The 15,949-nt window shown below is 65.4% G+C and carries 17 protein-coding genes; 1 reads left to right on the top strand and 16 read right to left on the bottom strand.

The annotated features are described in order from the left end of the window. Nucleotides 1-31 precede the first annotated feature (31 nt). Nucleotides 32-925 (bottom strand): DMT family transporter, encoded by an 894-nt coding sequence (locus DPM35_RS01995; RefSeq protein WP_112125649.1) that lies wholly within the window; start codon nt 923-925, stop codon nt 32-34. Between the two features lie 137 nt (nt 926-1,062). Then, nucleotides 1,063-2,562: a S10 family peptidase gene (locus tag DPM35_RS01990; RefSeq protein ID WP_112125648.1), complete on the bottom strand. Its 1,500-nt coding sequence runs from the start codon at nt 2,560-2,562 to the stop codon at nt 1,063-1,065. 260 nt (nt 2,563-2,822) lie between these two features. Here DPM35_RS01990 and DPM35_RS01985 point away from each other — a divergent pair, with 260 nt between their 5' ends. Next, entirely contained in the window at nt 2,823-3,329 is a 507-nt protein-coding gene (locus tag DPM35_RS01985) for an OsmC family protein (protein WP_112125647.1), read from the top strand. Nucleotides 3,330-3,475: 146 nt separating this feature from the next. Here the strand turns inward: DPM35_RS01985 and DPM35_RS01980 are convergent, their stop codons facing one another. The 14 genes from DPM35_RS01980 to DPM35_RS01910 form a co-directional block, all read right to left on the bottom strand. After that, a complete protein-coding gene (locus DPM35_RS01980) occupies nt 3,476-3,700 on the bottom strand; it encodes a hypothetical protein (protein ID WP_041008353.1) in 225 nt (74 codons plus the stop codon). 168 nt (nt 3,701-3,868) lie between these two features. After that, nucleotides 3,869-4,612: an SDR family NAD(P)-dependent oxidoreductase gene (locus DPM35_RS01975; RefSeq protein ID WP_112125646.1), complete on the bottom strand. Its 744-nt coding sequence runs from the start codon at nt 4,610-4,612 to the stop codon at nt 3,869-3,871. A 27-nt stretch (nt 4,613-4,639) separates the two neighbouring features. Next, entirely contained in the window at nt 4,640-6,121 is a 1,482-nt protein-coding gene (purF, locus tag DPM35_RS01970; RefSeq protein WP_112125645.1) for an amidophosphoribosyltransferase, read from the bottom strand. A gap of 113 nt (nt 6,122-6,234) precedes the next feature. Next, on the bottom strand, nt 6,235-6,921 hold the full coding sequence (locus tag DPM35_RS01965; RefSeq protein ID WP_112125644.1) for a CvpA family protein: 687 nt from the start codon (nt 6,919-6,921) through the stop codon (nt 6,235-6,237). A gap of 42 nt (nt 6,922-6,963) precedes the next feature. Beyond that, nucleotides 6,964-8,367: a DNA repair protein RadA gene (gene radA / locus DPM35_RS01960; protein WP_095816085.1), complete on the bottom strand. Its 1,404-nt coding sequence runs from the start codon at nt 8,365-8,367 to the stop codon at nt 6,964-6,966. Nucleotides 8,368-8,595: 228 nt separating this feature from the next. Continuing rightward, nucleotides 8,596-10,086 (bottom strand): replicative DNA helicase, encoded by a 1,491-nt coding sequence (locus DPM35_RS01950; RefSeq protein WP_041010739.1) that lies wholly within the window; start codon nt 10,084-10,086, stop codon nt 8,596-8,598. A 200-nt stretch (nt 10,087-10,286) separates the two neighbouring features. After that, nucleotides 10,287-11,252, bottom strand: coding sequence for a small ribosomal subunit Rsm22 family protein (locus DPM35_RS01945; RefSeq protein WP_112125643.1), 966 nt, complete (start codon nt 11,250-11,252; stop codon nt 10,287-10,289). A 3-nt stretch (nt 11,253-11,255) separates the two neighbouring features. Continuing rightward, nucleotides 11,256-11,579, bottom strand: coding sequence for a YnfA family protein (locus tag DPM35_RS01940; protein ID WP_112125642.1), 324 nt, complete (start codon nt 11,577-11,579; stop codon nt 11,256-11,258). Between the two features lie 67 nt (nt 11,580-11,646). Next, nucleotides 11,647-12,942 (bottom strand): cyclopropane fatty acid synthase, encoded by a 1,296-nt coding sequence (locus DPM35_RS01935; protein ID WP_112125641.1) that lies wholly within the window; start codon nt 12,940-12,942, stop codon nt 11,647-11,649. Nucleotides 12,943-13,172: 230 nt separating this feature from the next. After that, the gene (gene rplI / locus DPM35_RS01930; protein ID WP_112125640.1) at nt 13,173-13,757 is read right to left on the bottom strand and encodes a 50S ribosomal protein L9; all 585 of its coding nucleotides are present in this window, start codon (nt 13,755-13,757) and stop codon (nt 13,173-13,175) included. A 214-nt stretch (nt 13,758-13,971) separates the two neighbouring features. Next, entirely contained in the window at nt 13,972-14,220 is a 249-nt protein-coding gene (gene rpsR, locus DPM35_RS01925; RefSeq protein ID WP_006203718.1) for a 30S ribosomal protein S18, read from the bottom strand. Continuing rightward, the gene (gene rpsF / locus DPM35_RS01920; RefSeq protein ID WP_112125639.1) at nt 14,220-14,714 is read right to left on the bottom strand and encodes a 30S ribosomal protein S6; all 495 of its coding nucleotides are present in this window, start codon (nt 14,712-14,714) and stop codon (nt 14,220-14,222) included. Before rpsF ends, rpsR begins: the two co-directional genes overlap by 1 nt. Before the next feature lie 371 nt (nt 14,715-15,085). Continuing rightward, nucleotides 15,086-15,268, bottom strand: coding sequence for a hypothetical protein (locus tag DPM35_RS01915; protein WP_112126201.1), 183 nt, complete (start codon nt 15,266-15,268; stop codon nt 15,086-15,088). Between the two features lie 107 nt (nt 15,269-15,375). Next, on the bottom strand, nt 15,376-15,567 hold the full coding sequence (locus DPM35_RS01910) for a hypothetical protein (protein ID WP_112125638.1): 192 nt from the start codon (nt 15,565-15,567) through the stop codon (nt 15,376-15,378). Between the last annotated feature and the right edge of the window lie 382 nt (nt 15,568-15,949).

Here is a 15,949-nt window from a genome sequence, read left to right as displayed (position 1 = left end):
CTACCCGGTTGCTCCTGACAGCCCTCTGTCATCAGGCCTGCTCCCGCTTGCGGAAACCCTCGTTGCCGACGATCAGCAGGCCGGCGCCGATGATCAGCGCCGCGCCCATGAACACCGCCGTGCGCGGTACGTCGCTCCAGATGGCGTAGCCCAGCGCGAAAGCCCAGACCAGCGAGGTATATTCGAAGGGCGCCACGATCGACACCGGCGCGCGCTTCATGCCTTCGAACAGCGCATATTGCGCCACTCCGCCGAGTGCCCCGACGCTGACGAGCAGAAGCAGCTGCCGCCAATCGGGCATGCGCCACCACAGCAGCGCCGGCACGGCCGAAAAGAGCAGGAAATAGAAATTGTTGAGCACGAGCTGGATCGTCGTGCGCTCCTGCAGCGCCGTCTTGCGTAAGAGCACAACGGCGATGCCCCAAAGGACCGCCGCCGCCAGCACCAGAAGCACCGGCACCGAGAGGCCGAGCCGCGCCGGATCGCAGGCTATGAAGACGCCGACGAAGCCGATGAACACCGCGATCCAGCGCAAGAGCGGCACCGTCTCGCCCAGGATCAGCACCGACAGCACGGTGACGATGATGGGCGCGGCGTAATAGATGGTGGTGAGCTCGGCGAGCTGCAGCGAGCGCGCGGCGTTGTAGTAGCAAAGCCAGGCGGCCAGCGTGAAGGCGCTGCGCACCAGCATCGGCTTGACGATCGGCGAATCGATCGTATCGGCAAACAGCCGCTTCCCGCCGATCGCGCCGCAGGCGAGGAGCACGGTAATGGAACGCACGAACATGATCTGCCAGACCGTCATGCCGGCGACCAACAGCTTGATCGAGGCGTCCTGCGCCGAAAACAGGAAATAGGCGGCAGCCGTGAACAGGATGCCGGCCAGCACCCTTTCGCGGCTTTCGAGGACGACGACTTCGGCCATGTGGTTTCAGCGTGTTGCGTGGGCGGTTCCGCCCCAGTCGGGACCGTTGCTCCAGCTATACGGGCGAAAGCTCACACGGCGCTGCTCCAGCAGGGCGCTTGCGTTGGCGCAGGTTGTTCGCCGGACCCCGATCGGGACTACTGCGTCGCCTGATAGAGCTCCGATGCTGCGTCCTTAAGCGCGCGCCGGCCGTCCGGCCGCAGATACATCATGTGGCCGCCTTCGACGACATCGAGCCGGATCGGCTTGGCGTCGGACAGCGAAGGAAGCTGGTTCACCAGATAGCGCGAGGCGAGATAGGGCGTGACGAGGTCGGTGTAGCCGTTGACGATGACGACGCCGAGCGCCGGGTTGAGCGAGCGCGCCCGCTGCAGGTCGTTCATCACGCCGGCATAGCCCTGGCCCGAGGTGCCGTAGTCCCAGTTGCGGGTGACCTCGCCATTGAGCAGCCGGTAGCTGACATCGGTGCGGTAGTTGAGCTCGTCGCGGGCATAGGCGACGAAGGCGGAGGTCAGCACCGGAACGCTGCGGTCGAGCACCGGGTCGGGGCCGGCGTCATGCGCGCTTTGCGGGGCGATGTCCGCGGTGCCGATGGTAGCGTCGTAGGGGCTGAGCACCTTGCCCGTGGCGCGCTGGAATTCCTTGGAGAAAAGCCCGATGGGGATGCGGGCGAAGTTGCGCTGGACGAGCTCGAGCGGCAGGCCGGTGATTTCGGCCACGCGTCCGCTTGCCAGCTTGCCGCCTTGTTCCAGTCCGCTGTTCAACGCCGTCAGGTAATCGCCGAGCGCATAATGCTCGACCTCGGCCAGCCTGTCGCGCAGCGCGTCGCCGCTCAAGCCGTCGCTCTTCAGCCGCGTCGCCGCCAACGACGGCAGCTCCAGCGCCCAGTGCAACTGATCGAACTGATCGGGCCGCACCAGCATGAATTCCAGCGCCGGCGAGATCAGCACGATGCCGCTGGGGCTCAGGCCCACATCCTCCTGCAGCGTGCGGGCAAGCAGTGCGGCGCGAAAGCCGCCATAGCTTTCGCCGGCGAGGAACAGCGGCGATCCGGTGCGGCTGTTCTGCGCCAGGTAGAGGCGGATGAAAGCGCCGACCGAGCTTGCGTCGGCATCGACGCTCCAGAACTCCTTGCCCTCGTGCCCCGGTGCCTCGCGGCTGTAGCCGGTGCCGACCGGATCGACGAAGACGAGGTCGCTCATGTCGAGCCAGCTGTCGGGATTGTCGATGAGCCTTTGCGGCGGCCGCCGGAACTCGCCGTCGGCGGCAGTCTCGACGATGCGCGGCCCGATCGCGCCGAGATGCAGGTAGGCGGACGCCGCGCCCGGCCCGCCGTTGAAGACGAAGGTGATCGGCCGATCCTTCGCCGGGGCGGGCGACTGCTGTGTGTAGGCGACGTAGAAGATCTCGGCCGTGACCTCGCCCTTGCCGGACAGGAGCGAGAGCGTCCCGGCCTTGGCCTGGTAGTTCAGCTTGCGCCCGCCGAGCGTGATCGAATGCTCGGTCACCTGCGGCGCCGGCAACAGCGACAACACACCGCCGGTCGGGGCAGGGCGTTCGGGTGTTTCGGCGGCGAAGCCCGGCTGAGCGAAGGCGGCGAGCATCAGGAAAGCGAAAGAGATGAGCTTGGATCGCATGAAGGCTCCACGCGGAATGACATCGCAAAGGTATGGCCGGGGCGAGGGAAGTCAAAGGGGGTATCTCAAGGCTTGGGTTCCTCGCCTCCGCCGAAGGCGGGGGAGGGGTGTCCGCGAAGCGGACGGAGAGGGGCCTTCGTAGGGCGCTCCCCCCTTCGTCTCGGCTTCGCCGAGCCACCTCTCCCCCATTTCATGGGGCGAGGAACCCAAGCTGAATTGTGTGCTATCAACCACAAAAGACGTATCGGAAGGACAACCCAATGGACGCCACCGCACTCAAGGCCATGCAGGCTCCGCTCAAGGAAGCTTATCGCGATGATGCGGCACGAGCGCTGATCACGCTGAGAGCGCGCGGAACGCTCGACGACCAGTCGATCGCCTGCAAGGTGGAGACGGGCAGGGCGCTCGCCATTGCCGGGCTTCATCCCGCCACCGGCGGCTCGGGCTTGGAACTATGTTCGGGCGATATGCTGCTGGAGGCGCTGGTCGCTTGCGCGGGCGTGACGCTGAAGGCGGTGGCCACCGCGCTGGAGTTTAAGCTCGGCAACGCCACCGTCGAAGCCGAGGGCGACCTCGATTTTCGCGGCACGCTCGGCGTCGCCCGGGATGCGCCGGTCGGCTTTCGCGAGATAAGGCTGAAATTCGACCTCGACACCGACGAGTCCCAGGAGCGCATCGATTCGCTCTTGAAGCTCACCGAGCGCTACTGCGTGGTGTTCCAGACGATCAACAACAAGCCGGCGCTGAGCGTGAGCGCGGGGCGCTGAAGCGCGACGCCCCCTCATCCGGCCGCTACGCGGCCACCTTCTCTCCGGTGGGGAGACGAGGTTTGCGTCGGCGCTGACAGCCTCCTCTCCCCAGCGGGGAGAGGTCAGCCGAGCGAAGCGGAGGCTGGGTGAGGGGGAGTGCTCCGCTACTGCGCCGACGGCGTCTCCGCGTCCCCTTCATCGGTGAACGGCGAGGCGCTCGGCACGCATTGCACGGCCCAGCCCTGCGGCGTCGGCTGCTTCTGATATTCGGTGATGGCGTTTGTGCATTGTTCGCGGGTGTCGAAGGTGCTGGGCAGCACCACCATGCCGCCTTGCGGGCCGGCGATCACCAGATACCAGACCAATGCCACGCTGGGAGTAGCAGCCATGGGAATTCCTCGCTTTGCTTGAATGTCGGAGTCGGGCCGATCCTAGCAACTCCCTTGGAGTGGCGAAAGCGGGGCGGCGGCACACGCTTTCACCGCCCTGTTCACAGACCCGTGAAGAGGGCTTTCGCCAGGCGGCCCGGTCGGCCGCGACGCGCTTTTGAACTCGAATTATTCCGGCTGCCGGTAGGCGACGAAGCGGTTGTGCTTGGCCCGGAAGATCAGGCCCGTCTCCTTCAGTTCCGGGCTGGCCAGCGGCACGATGCGCCTGGCGATCTCGGAGGGATGCGGCAGCGTCTCCGGGTCCTCGCCGGGCATGGCCTGCGCGCGCATCGCCGTGCGGGTGGCGCCCGGGTCTGCGGCGTTAACCCTCAGCGGCAGGCTCTCGGTCTCATGCGCCCAGGATCGCATCATCGTTTCGACCGCCGCCTTGGACGCCGCATAGGGGGCCCAGAAGGCGCGCGCCGAATGCGCCGCGTTGGAGGTCATGATGATGGCTCGGCCGGCTTCAGAGAGCCGCAGAAGCGGATCGACCGAACGGATCAGTCGCCAGGTCGAGGTGACGTTGACGGTCATCACCTTCTCGAAGGTCTTGGCCTCGACATGGCCGATCGGCGAGATCACGCCGAGCACGCTGGCGTTCGCCACCAGGATGTCGAGCTTGCCCCAGCGTTCATGGATCGCGCCGCCGAGACGATCGATACCCGGCATGTCGGTCAGGTCGAGCGGCACCAGCGTCGCCTGGCCGCGCCCATCGGCCTTGATCTGGTCGTCCAGCTCTTCCAGCCCGCCGACGGTGCGCGCCACCGCGATCACATGCGCGCCGGCCGCAGCCAGTTCCCTGGCGATGAAATAGCCGATGCCGCGCGAGGCGCCGGTAACGACCGCCACGCGGCCGGAAAGGTCGAGGGTCATGTGAAAGCTTCCGTAAGATAGACCGGCTTACGATCCGCTCGACGCCAGCAGCGACAGCGTGCGCACATTGTCGTGGCCTTCGAAGTCGAGCAGCCGGGTGGGGTACTGTCCGGTGAAGCAGGCATCGCAGAATTGCGGCTGGTCGTTGTCGCGGCGCGCTTCGCCGACGGCGCGGTAGAGCCCGTCGATCGACAGGAAGCCGAGCGAGTCGACGCGGATGAACTCGGCCATCTCCTCGACCGACATGCGCGATGCAAGCAGCTTCGACTTCTCGGGCGTGTCGACGCCGTAGAAGCAGGACGCGCTGGTCGGCGGCGAGGCGATGCGCATATGCACTTCCCTCGCGCCGGCGTCGCGCACCATCTGCACGATCTTCTGGCTGGTGGTGCCGCGCACGATCGAATCGTCGACCAGCACCACGCGCTTGCCCTCGATCATGCGGCGGTTGGCGTTGTGCTTGAGCTTCACACCCATGTGGCGGATCGAATCGCCGGGCTGGATGAAGGTGCGTCCGACATAGTGGTTGCGGATGATGCCGAGCTCGAAGGGGATGCCGGCGGCTTGTGAGAAGCCGATCGCGGCCGGCGTGCCGGAATCCGGCACCGGCACGACAATGTCGGCCTCGACCGGGTTTTCCTGTGCCAGCTCCGCGCCGATGCGCTTGCGCACCTCGTAGACGTTGCGGCCCTCGACCGAGGAATCCGGCCGCGCGAAATAGACATATTCGAAGATGCAGAAACGCGTCTTCTGCGGCTCGAACGGGAAGATGCTCTCGATCCCCTTGGAGGTGATGACCACCATCTCGCCGGGCTTGATGTCGCGCACGAAGCGGGCGCCGATGATGTCGAGCGCGCAGGTCTCCGAAGCGAGGATCCAGGCGCCGTCGAGGTCGCCCAGCACCAGCGGCCGGATTCCAAGCGGGTCGCGGCAGCCGATCATCTTCTTGGCCGTCATCGCCACCAGCGAGAAGGCGCCCTCCACCTGGCGTACCGCATCGATGAAGCGCGAATTCAGATCGCGTTCCTTGCTGGTCGCGACCAGATGCAGCAGCGTTTCGGTGTCTGACGTCGAGGAGAAGATCGAGCCCTGCTTCTGCAACGCGCGCTGCACGGTGAGCGCGTTGGTGAGGTTGCCGTTGTGGGCGACGGCAAGACCGCCCTCTGCAAGCTCGGCGAAGAAGGGCTGGATGTTGCGCAGGCCGGCGCCGCCGGTCGTGGCGTAGCGCGTATGGCCGATGGCGCGATTGCCCTGCAAGCTGTCGATGACGCGCTGCTTGGTGAAGGTGTCGCCGATCAGGCCGACATGGCGTTCGACATGGAACTGGGTGCCGTCATAGGAGACGATGCCGGCCGCTTCCTGGCCGCGATGCTGCAGGGCATGCAGGCCGAGTGTGACGATGGCCGCCGCGTCCTGCCGGCCGAAGATGCCGAACACGCCGCATTCGTCGTGGAAATGATCGTCGGCCTCGGCGGAAAGGACTTTGCCTGCATCTGCCGTTGAGTCTGCCATCTGGTGCTCAAGCTCCGCTAAAGCTGCCATATAGGGCCATCGCTCGCCGAACGCAACGCATGCCTTCAGGCAATAACAAATAGCGTGAGGGCAGGCCGCGAGAGCCTGCCAAATCAGTTTGCCGGCGCAGGTGCTGGCGCTGGCGCCGGAGCGGGCGCAGGCGTGGCCGGCTCGTTGTCGGCCGGGGCCTCGCCCTCGCTATCGTCGGGCGCCGTCGCGTTGTCATCGCCAGCTGCCGGCGGCTCCGCCGCGGGCTGATCGCCCGTTGCCGGCGCGCCGGCCTGCGGCGTGCCCTTATGCGTGTATTTGTTGACCAGTTCCTCGGTATTTTCCGGCAGCACGCTTTCGAGCTTGGCGCCGATCGTCTCGAGCAACGGCCGCGACTTGGCGTTGGCGATCCAGGGGGGCGCCTTGGCGCCGGCCAGCCAGTTGAAGAACAGGAGCGCCACCGCGACCACCAGGATGCCGCGCGCCGCGCCGTAGAGGAAGCCGAGCGTGCGGTCGAGCGCGCCGATGCGCGAATCGATGATCCAGTCGGCAAGCTTCATCGTGATGACGGAGACGACGATCAGTGCGATGACGAAGACGATGCCCGCGGAAGCCGCCATAGCGATCTTGTCGTTCTCGATATAGGGCTGCACATAGGGCAGGACCGGCTTGTAGAAGAAGAACGCCGCTGCTGCCGCCGCCGCCCAGGAGACCACCGACAGCACTTCGCGGGAGAAGCCGCGCACCATGGCGAGCATGGCTGAGACCAGGGTGAAGCCAACGAGGATTCCGTCAAGCAGCGTAATCGGCATGGTTCTCGCCCCACTTCCTGTCTTGCGGCCAGACGAGCCGCATCACTCCTCGACGTCGGCACGGCCGCGCCGTGAGCCTGCTATGCGCGCCACAAGGTCGGCAAGCTCGGTGGGCTGGAACGCGCCGGCCCCGATCCCCCCGGCAACTTCCTCGCTGCCGAGCGGCAGCACCGCGCTTCCAAAGCCCAGCTTTTCGGCTTCCTTGAGGCGCTGCTGCGCATGCGCAACCGGCCTGACGGCGCCCGATAGGCTGATTTCGCCGAAATAGACGCAATCGGCGGGAAGGGCAAGACCGGTGAGCGACGAAACCAGCGCGGCGGCGACCGCCAGATCGGCCGCCGGCTCCGAGATCCGGTAGCCGCCGGCGACGTTAAGATAGACATCGTGCTGGCCGAAGCGCACGCCGCAATGCGCCTCGAGCACCGCGAGCACCATCGACAGCCGCGCGCCGTCCCAGCCGACCACGGCGCGGCGCGGCGTGCCGAGCGAGGAGGGCGCGACCAGCGCCTGGATCTCGACCAGCACCGGCCGCGTGCCTTCCATGCCGGCGAAAACCGCGGCGCCCGGCGATTTCGCGTGGCGTTCGCCGAGAAAAAGCTCGGACGGATTGGAGACCTCGCGCAGACCCTTATCCGACATCTCGAACACGCCGATCTCGTCGGTCGGCCCGAAACGGTTCTTCACCGTGCGCAGGATGCGGAAGTGATGGTTGCCTTCGCCCTCGAAATAGAGCACTCCGTCGACCATGTGCTCGACGACGCGAGGGCCGGCGATCTGGCCCTCCTTGGTGACATGGCCGACGAGCACGATCGCAGCACCCGTGGATTTCGCGTAGCGGATCATCGCCTGGGCGGCAGCGCGCACCTGGGTGACGGTGCCCGGCGCCGAATCGGCGAGGTCGGTCCACAGCGTCTGGATCGAATCGAGGATGACGAGGTCCGGCCGCTTGCCGTCGGCGATGGTCGCCAGGATGTCCTCGACATTGGTCTCGGCGGCGAGCTCGACCGGCGTCGAGGCGACGCCGAGGCGCTGCGCCCGCAGCCTGATCTGCGCCACTGCCTCCTCGCCCGAGACATAGACGATGCGATGGCCCTTGGAGGCGAGTGCCGCCGCCGCCTGCGTCAAGAGCGTCGACTTGCCGATGCCCGGGTCGCCGCCGACCAGCAGCGCCGAACCGCGCACGAAGCCGCCGCCGGTGGCGCGGTCGAGCTCGCCGATTCCCGAAACGATGCGTGGCGCGTCCTCGATGTCGCCGGCGAGGCTGGTCAGCACCACGGCGCGGCCTTTGCGGGCGTTGCGGGTGTTGGCCGGTCCGGAGCCGATGCCGCCAGCGGTGCCTTCCTCGACCAGCGTGTTCCACTCGCCGCAGGCATCGCATTTGCCGGCCCAGCGCTGATGCACCGAGCCGCAATTCTGGCAGATGAACTGAACGCGCGATTTGGCCATCAGGGCTGTGCCGGTCGCCAATTGCCGGAGGTCGGCGGGACAGCACCCCCCTCTGGCCTGCCGGCCATCTCCCCCGCAAGGGGGGAGATCAGCAGCTTTGGCGACGGCACCCATCTTGCAACGTCTACGATTGGCGAAAGCCAACGCGACATCCAATCTCCCCCCTTGCGGGGGAGATGTCCGGCAGGACAGAGGGGGGTGTGAAGGAACGAGGCCTTTCTCAAGAGATCACTCAAACCTCTCCGGCAGATGATGCTCTTCCGCCAGATCGGAAAACCGCGTGAATTCGCCGTGGAAGGCGAGGCTGACGGTGCCGGTCGGTCCGTGGCGCTGCTTGGCGACGATGCACTCGGCCTTGCCGCGCGCTTCGTTCATCTCGTTTTCCCACTTGACGTATTCCTCGGTGCCGAGCTTCGGCTCGCGGTTCTTGAGGTAGTACTCCTCGCGATAGACGAACAGCACCACGTCGGCGTCCTGCTCGATCGAGCCGGATTCGCGAAGGTCGGAGAGCTGCGGGCGCTTGTCGTCGCGGCTTTCGACCTGGCGCGACAGCTGCGACAGCGCGATGATCGGCACGCCGAGTTCCTTGGCTAAAGCCTTGAGGCCCGTGGTGATCTCGGTGATTTCCTGCACGCGGTTCTGCGAGGCCCGCGCGCTCGATCCCTGCATCAGCTGGATATAGTCGATGACGATGAGGTCGAGGCCGCGCTGGCGCTTCAGGCGGCGCGCCCGGGCGGAGAGCTGGGCGATCGAGATGCCGCCGGTCTGGTCGATGAAGAGCGGGATCTTCTGCATCGTCTGCGAGCAGGCGACGAGTTTTTCGAAATCCATCTCGGTGATCTCGCCGCGGCGGATCTTCGACGACGAAATCTCGGTCTGCTCGGAGATGATGCGGGTGGCGAGCTGCTCCGACGACATTTCCAGCGAGAAGAAGCCGACGACGCCGCCATTGGCGGCCTTGAATGTGCCGTCGGCCTGCTGCGCCGGGACATAAGCCTCGGCGATGTTGAAGGCGATGTTGGTGGCCAAGGAGGTCTTGCCCATGCCCGGGCGTCCGGCGAGCACGATCAGGTCGGAGGGCTGCAGGCCGCCCATGCGGCGGTCGAGGTCGCGCAGGCCGGTCGAAATGCCGGACAGGTGGCCGTCGCGCATATAGGCGGCGTTGGCCATGTCGACGGCGGTCTTGACCGCGTCGTTGAAGCTTTCGAAGCCGCCGTCATAGCGGCCGGTTTCGGCGAGCTCGAACAGCCGCCGCTCGGCGTCCTCGATCTGCTCGGACGGCGACATGTCGACCGGCGCGTCATAGGCGATGTTGACCATGTCCTCGCCGACGGTGATCAGCGCGCGGCGCGTCGCGAGGTCGTAGATGGCGCGGCCATAGTCTGTGGCGTTGACGACGGTGACTGCCTCGACGGCCAGCCGCACGACATATTGCGCCACCGTCATGTCGCCGACCTTCTCGTCGGCCGGCAGGAAGGTCTTGAGCGTGATCGGCGTCGCGATCTTGCCCATGCGGATCAGTTCGGACGCCACTTCGAAGATGCGGCGGTGCAGCGGCTCATAGAAATGCGCCGGCTTGAGGAAATCCGAAACCCGGTAGAAGGCGTCGTTGTTGACGAGGATGGCGCCGAGCAGCGCCTGCTCGGCCTCGATGTTGTTCGGTGCCTCGCGATAAAGCGGCGTTTCCGCCGCGCCGAATTTCAGTGCCGCCTCTGCCATGATATCCCCGATTTCGATCCCGGCCTTTCGATATCAGAATTGGAAAAATCGGTGCTGACTTATCTGCAACAGTGAGGATCCAACCGGTCTTGATGCTCGCGATTCACAGCCAAAATTTTTTGGTGGAAAGAATCGTCATTGACTCGAATCGGAAGGGGCAACGATAGCGTTTCTCATATGAGAACAAAACAGGAAAATACCTACGTCAGTGTGTCGCCCCAGTCCGCCCGCCGCGCCGCCTTGAAGACATCACCGTCGCGCTTGCTGAACAGGCGCTCCCCCGCGCTGCCGTCCGGCCGGCATAGCTTCAGCACCACCTTGCCCGAGCCGCCTTTCGGCGGCGCGATCACCCGTGGCAAGCGCGCCGGCGCCGGTTGCCGGGACGCGGCGAGATAGATGAACTTCTCGTCCTCCCAGGGCACGTCCGCTTCCTTGACCAGGCGATGCAGGCGCGAGCGGGCGACGCGGCGTGCGAAATGGCACCAGTCCGGCGGGGCGAGCGGGCAGGGCGCCGCGTGCGGGCAGGGCGCCAGGAGATGCGCGCCGGCTTCAATCAGTTGCTGCCGTGCGGCAAGCATGCGCTGCCAGCCGGCGGGCGTGCCGGGCTCGACGATGAGTAGCGTGTCGGCGGTCAGCTGCCAGAGCCGCCCGACGAGCTTCGGCAGCGAAGCCGGCGCGACTTCGTCGAGCACATAGGCGATGCTGACGAGATCGGCGGGCTGAAGGTTGTCGAGATCGATGGTGGCGTCGCCGGCGACCCATTCGGTGCGGGCGGCGATCGTGCCGGCTGCGAGCGACTGCCCGACCTTGCGTACCGCGGCGCTTGCCTCGACCAGTACCGCCTGTTCCAGCTCCGGCCAGGCGTCTGCCGTGGCCCAAAGCATCGTGCCAGGCCCGGCGCCGATGTCGACCAAGGTCCTCGGCTGGAAATCCGGCCGCGCATTGGCCAGCGCCTCGAGGCTGGCGCGCACGGCGGCATAGGTGGCTGGCAGCCGCGTCGCCAGATAGGCCTTGACCGCCATGTCCTCGCCCATATGCAGGCGGCCGTCGCGCAGCTCGGCGCGGTAGCGTTCGGACAGCGTCCTTGCCGCCTGCTTCAGCGCCGGCAGCGGCACCTTCTCGAGCAGGCTGTCGACGCCTTGGCGGAGCGGGGCGGGGAGTTCCATCCCTCAAGCCCCGCGCGGCGCAAGCAGGATGACGGAGGCGCCGACGATACAGAGCGCGGCCCCCGCCAGGTCCCAGCGGTCGGGACGCACGCCTTCGACCAGCCGCAGCCAGCCGAGCGAAACCGCGATGTAGATGCCGCCATAGGCGGCATAGGCGCGGCCTGCCGCGTTCGTGTCGACCAGCGACAGCAGGAAGGCGAACAACGCCAGCGAGACGAGGCCGGGGAGAAGCCAGAGCGCCGACTTGTCCAGCCGCCACCACGCCCAGAACGAGAAGCAGCCGCCGATCTCGGCAAGGGATGCTGCGATATAGATGAGATAGGTCATGAAAAAGGTCTCGCGAACGAGACCTTTTTCATAGCGTCAGCCCGCAATGGCAAGCGGCAATGGGCGTCTATTCCACCGCCTTGCGCCTGCGCGTCGGTTTGGCCGGCTGGGCGGCGGGCGCTTCCGGCTCCGGATGGTCGTGGTCGCGCAGCTCCAGAGCTTTCTCGCACTTGGCGATGTAGTCACGGGTCACCGGCAGCGTGTCGTTCTTCTTGGCGATCTGGAACTGGAAGATCACCAGGTCCTGCCAGCGGAAGGCGGCTTCCGAGGCAGCGAGATAGAACTCCCACATCCGGCAGAATCGCTCGTCATAGATCGCCTTGGCCTTGTCGCGGTTGGCGGCGAAGCGGGCGCCCCAGTGCTTCAGCGTGTCGGCGTAGTGCAGCCGCAGGATCTCGATGTCCGTCACCACGAGGCCCGACTTCTCGATCGCCGGCATCACCTCCGACATCGCCGGGATGTAGCCGCCCGGGAAGATGTATTTGCGGACGAAGGCGCTGGTCGCCCACGGCACGCCGGAACGGCCGATCGTGTGGAGCAGCATAACGCCGTCCGGCTTCAGAAGCGTCGCGGCCTTGTCGAAGAAGGTGCGGTAGTGGTTGACGCCGACATGCTCGAACATGCCGACCGAGACGATGCGGTCGAAGCGCTCGTTGATGTGGCGATAGTCCTTGAGCTCGAAATGCACGCGGTCCTGCAGCCCCTGCGCATGCGCGCGGTCGGTGGCGACGCCATGCTGTTCGGTCGAGAGCGTCACGCCCTGCACGTCGACGTCGAAGGCCTTGGCGAGATAGAGGCCGAGCCCGCCCCAGCCGGAGCCGATGTCGAGCACGGTTTGGCCCGCCTTGAGCCGCATCTTCGCAGCGATGTGGCGCTTCTTGGCCAGCTGCGCTTCGTCCAGCGTCATGTCGGGCTGTTCGAAATAGGCGCAGGAATACTGCATGTCCTCGTCGAGGAAGAGCTTGTAGAGCTCGCCCGACAGGTCGTAGTGGCGCTGCACATTGCGGCGCGAGCGCGCGGCGGTGTTGATCTGCTGCAGCCGGCGGAAAGCGTGGCGCAGGCCCTCGATCGCCTTCGACCAGGACACGTCGATGCCGCTAGAGCCCATGTTCTGGAACGCGATGCGCATCAGTCCCAGAACGCCGCCCTCCAGCACATCCAACTCGCCGTCCATATAGGCTTCGGGCACCGCCAGCATCGGGTCGAAGGTGATGGCGCGCTCGGCATGCGACGTCTTGATATGAATATGCACCGGCTCGCCGCTGCCGTCGCCGAACTTGTGCGTCGTGCCCTTCGGTCCGGTCACCTTGAGGTCGCCGGCCCGCACCAGGCGCTCGAGAACGTGTTTCAACAGGATGTTCATGACCAAATGTCCCCTCAGTCGGATCACCCGGTAATCAGACTGGAATGCCACAGCGAAGATGCCACAGCGCATCGCCCGCGTCCAATCGACGCGCTACGCTGTAATGTGCACAAGATATGGGGTGTCGAAAAGTTCCTTTTGGCACAAAAAAGCCCGGGTCGGAGACCCGGGCGTTGGTCCAGAAATACTGGACGTCTGCGAGCCGAAGCGATGCTTCGGAAAGGCAGTGATCAGGCGTTCTCTTCGCCGCCCTCGAACTCGGCGTTCGGGTCGAAGAAATTCTCCGGCCGGGCGTTGTCGTTGATGTCCTCGCCATAGATGGCTTCGGCGGTGGTCAGCGTCTCGCCCTTGGCCTGGCGCTCCGCCTCGTCGGCCGAACGGGCGACGTTGAGCGTCACGGTGACCTCGACTTCCGGATGCAGCGCGATCGCCACATTGGAGAGGCCGATGGTCTTGATCGGCTGGTTGAGCTCGATCTGGTTGCGGCTGACGGTGAAGCCTTCGGCGGTGAGCAGCTCGGCGATGTCGCGGGTCGACACCGAGCCGTAGAGCTGGCCGGTCTCGCCGGCCGAGCGCACCACGATGAAGCTCTTGCCGTCGAGCGTCTCGGCGATCTTGGAGGCTTCAGACTTGCGCTCCAGGTTGCGGGCTTCGAGCTGGGCGCGCTGGCCCTCGAACTTCTTCTTGTTGGCTTCGTTGGCGCGCAGCGCCTTGCCCTGCGGCAAAAGGAAATTGCGGGCGAACCCGTCCTTGACCTTCACGGTCTCGCCCATCTGGCCGAGGCGGGAAATGCGCTCGAGGAGAATGACTTCCATGGTTTCGTTCCTTCGTCTGGGCGTCGATCGTTCGATCGACGTTGAATGAATTGGAACAGGTCAGGAAGCTTGGCGCGGCGTTGCCGCTTTTGTCGCTGTCCTGCCTGTCTTGGCAGTTAGAGGCAATTGGCCCCAACTCGGGATTTGACGGTCAACCCCGACGCGCCCGTCGCGCCGGTGAAAAGAGCGGGCGGCAAGCCGCCCGCTCGAGAAATCAGCGAACCACGTAGGGCAGCAGGCCGAGGAAGCGGGCGCGCTTGATCGCCTTGGCGAGCTCGCGCTGCTTCTTCTGGCTAACGGCGGTGATGCGCGAGGGCACGATCTTGCCGCGCTCGGAAATGTAGCGCTGCAGCAGACGCACGTCCTTGTAGTCGATCTTCGGGGCGTTGGCGCCGGAGAACGGGCAGGTCTTGCGGCGGCGATGGAACGGACGCCGGGTCGGGATCTGGTTGATGTCGACCATTATTCTGCACCCCCTTCAAAGCCTTCGCGCGGACGGCGCGGGCCACGGTCGCCGCCTTCGCGGTCGCCGAACGAACGCGGACCACGGTCGCCGCGGTCGCGGTCGCCGAAGGAACGCGGGCCACGATCGCCACGCTCGCGGTCGCCGAAGCTGCCGCGCTCGGAGCGCTCTTCGCGCTTCTGCATCATCGCCGAAGCGCCTTCCTCATGCGCCTCGACCTTGACGGTGAGGAAGCGAAGGACGTCTTCCGAGAGGCCCATCTGGCGCTCCATCTCGTTGAGCGCGGCCGGCGGGCAGGTGATGTCCATCAGCGTGTAGTAAGCCTTCCGGTTCTTCTTGACCCGGTAGGTGAGGGACTTCAGTCCCCAGTTCTCGATCCGGCCGACCGAGCCGCCATTCGCGGTGATGACGCCCTTGTACTGTTCGACAAGCGCGTCAACCTGCTGCTGCGACAGGTCCTGCCGGGCAAGAAACACATGTTCGTAAAGAGCCATTATGTCTTTCTGCCTTTCTTCGTTTCTCTGTCCGGCCCTCGCGGCTAAGCCTCTGCAACTTGTCTGACCCGACGGAACGGGGAAGAAAGGAGCATCACGAGACGGTCGAGAGCGGAGACACGGGAGGCTGGAAGCGCTTCTGGCTTCGTGTCGCGGTCCTTTATGACCACGGCCCTCCGTTCAGCCCCCAGCAAGGACCGGCAGATTGGGCGCGTCTATACAGCAATTTCGCGGGAAGGCAAGGGGCGGCAACCTGCCGGGCGAGCCCCAAATGTGTCGCAGCTTCGCAAAGCACCAGCGCCAGCCGATGCTAGATGCATCGTTTCGAGCTTTAGCCATCCTCAAGCGCCAGCCGGATGTGACGGTCAGCTTCAGATCAGGCGATTGCGTTGCGCGAGTTCACGCGCCCGCCTCAGAGTGCCGTCGGTGTCAGCGACCTTGCGCCTTGCCGCTTCGTCTGTTCTGATCGTCAGCCGAGCCGACATAATCTTGGACGACTTGATCGCTGCTGCGACCACGACGGGTGGGGCATCCGGTGTCTTCATGGTTCTCATCGGTATTCTCCTTTCAGGCAAAATGGATGCCGGGACCGAAGCCACCCAGAACATGCCGCGCATGGCAGGGTCAGGAGCGCTGAATCGCAGTATCGGCCTTGCCGCGATCAGGAAGTCCGGTCCGACTCCTCCCGCCTCCGGGCATCCTGTGCGTTTAGTTCGCTAACGATCTTTTCCGCCCGGCGCGTCTTGATGCCGATCATCATCATCTTCTCAAACTCAGCAGGTTGACCGGTGAAGATATCGAAAACGGTCCAGCTGTTCGGCTCGTTCATTCGAAGCGCGTAGCGATTTGCCATGCTCGCGTCCTTCCGCGTTCGCCGACGAATGTCGACCTTGTTCAGCCTTTTATGCTGACAAAAACCGAGGCCAGCACAGCGACAATCCAGAGCGCGACACACACCTTTAAGGCGAGCGGACCATATGAAGAGAGCGCCGCACCCATGCGCGTCCCACCGCCCCATTCGCATTAGCCCGCCCCGCCGCGACAGCGAGCGGCGCCTTGGTGCCGAGCTTGCCGAAAGCGCTAGGCGGTTCGCGTTCGGAGGAGACCCTGGATCTGCTTAAGATGCCAGGCTTCGCCGGTGGCGCGGCTGCCAGGTGGCTGAGCTTTAAGGGCAGCTTCTTTCTCGTGGCGGAACGGCTGAGCATATCCTTCTATAGAGCGCTTGCCTCGTGATA

Origin of the sequence: Mesorhizobium atlanticum (assembly GCF_003289965.1) — a bacterium.
GTDB classification, from domain to species: Bacteria; Pseudomonadota; Alphaproteobacteria; order Rhizobiales; family Rhizobiaceae; genus Mesorhizobium; species Mesorhizobium atlanticum.
Note: the sequence above shows the minus strand (reverse complement) of the source record. Positions and strands in the feature narration are given on the sequence as shown.

Bases quoted from the DNA above. Each gene is read 5' to 3' on its own strand.
- DPM35_RS01910 (WP_112125638.1), bottom strand. From the start codon at position 15,567: ATGGCAAATCGCTACGCGCTTCGAATGAACGAGCCGAACAGCTGGACC.
- DPM35_RS01945 (WP_112125643.1), bottom strand. From the start codon at position 11,252: ATGGAACTCCCCGCCCCGCTCCGCCAAGGCGTCGACAGCCTGCTCGAG.
- rpsR (WP_006203718.1), bottom strand. From the start codon at position 14,220: ATGGTCGACATCAACCAGATCCCGACCCGGCGTCCGTTCCATCGCCGC.
- rplI (WP_112125640.1), bottom strand. From the start codon at position 13,757: ATGGAAGTCATTCTCCTCGAGCGCATTTCCCGCCTCGGCCAGATGGGC.
- DPM35_RS01985 (WP_112125647.1), top strand. From the start codon at position 2,823: ATGGACGCCACCGCACTCAAGGCCATGCAGGCTCCGCTCAAGGAAGCT.
- DPM35_RS01990 (WP_112125648.1), bottom strand. From the start codon at position 2,562: ATGCGATCCAAGCTCATCTCTTTCGCTTTCCTGATGCTCGCCGCCTTC.
- DPM35_RS01935 (WP_112125641.1), bottom strand. From the start codon at position 12,942: ATGAACATCCTGTTGAAACACGTTCTCGAGCGCCTGGTGCGGGCCGGC.
- DPM35_RS01950 (WP_041010739.1), bottom strand. From the start codon at position 10,086: ATGGCAGAGGCGGCACTGAAATTCGGCGCGGCGGAAACGCCGCTTTAT.
- purF (WP_112125645.1), bottom strand. From the start codon at position 6,121: ATGGCAGACTCAACGGCAGATGCAGGCAAAGTCCTTTCCGCCGAGGCC.
- radA (WP_095816085.1), bottom strand. From the start codon at position 8,367: ATGGCCAAATCGCGCGTTCAGTTCATCTGCCAGAATTGCGGCTCGGTG.
- DPM35_RS01915 (WP_112126201.1), bottom strand. From the start codon at position 15,268: ATGAGAACCATGAAGACACCGGATGCCCCACCCGTCGTGGTCGCAGCA.
- DPM35_RS01965 (WP_112125644.1), bottom strand. From the start codon at position 6,921: ATGCCGATTACGCTGCTTGACGGAATCCTCGTTGGCTTCACCCTGGTC.
- rpsF (WP_112125639.1), bottom strand. From the start codon at position 14,714: ATGGCTCTTTACGAACATGTGTTTCTTGCCCGGCAGGACCTGTCGCAG.
- DPM35_RS01995 (WP_112125649.1), bottom strand. From the start codon at position 925: ATGGCCGAAGTCGTCGTCCTCGAAAGCCGCGAAAGGGTGCTGGCCGGC.
- DPM35_RS01940 (WP_112125642.1), bottom strand. From the start codon at position 11,579: ATGACCTATCTCATCTATATCGCAGCATCCCTTGCCGAGATCGGCGGC.
- DPM35_RS01975 (WP_112125646.1), bottom strand. From the start codon at position 4,612: ATGACCCTCGACCTTTCCGGCCGCGTGGCGGTCGTTACCGGCGCCTCG.
- DPM35_RS01980 (WP_041008353.1), bottom strand. From the start codon at position 3,700: ATGGCTGCTACTCCCAGCGTGGCATTGGTCTGGTATCTGGTGATCGCC.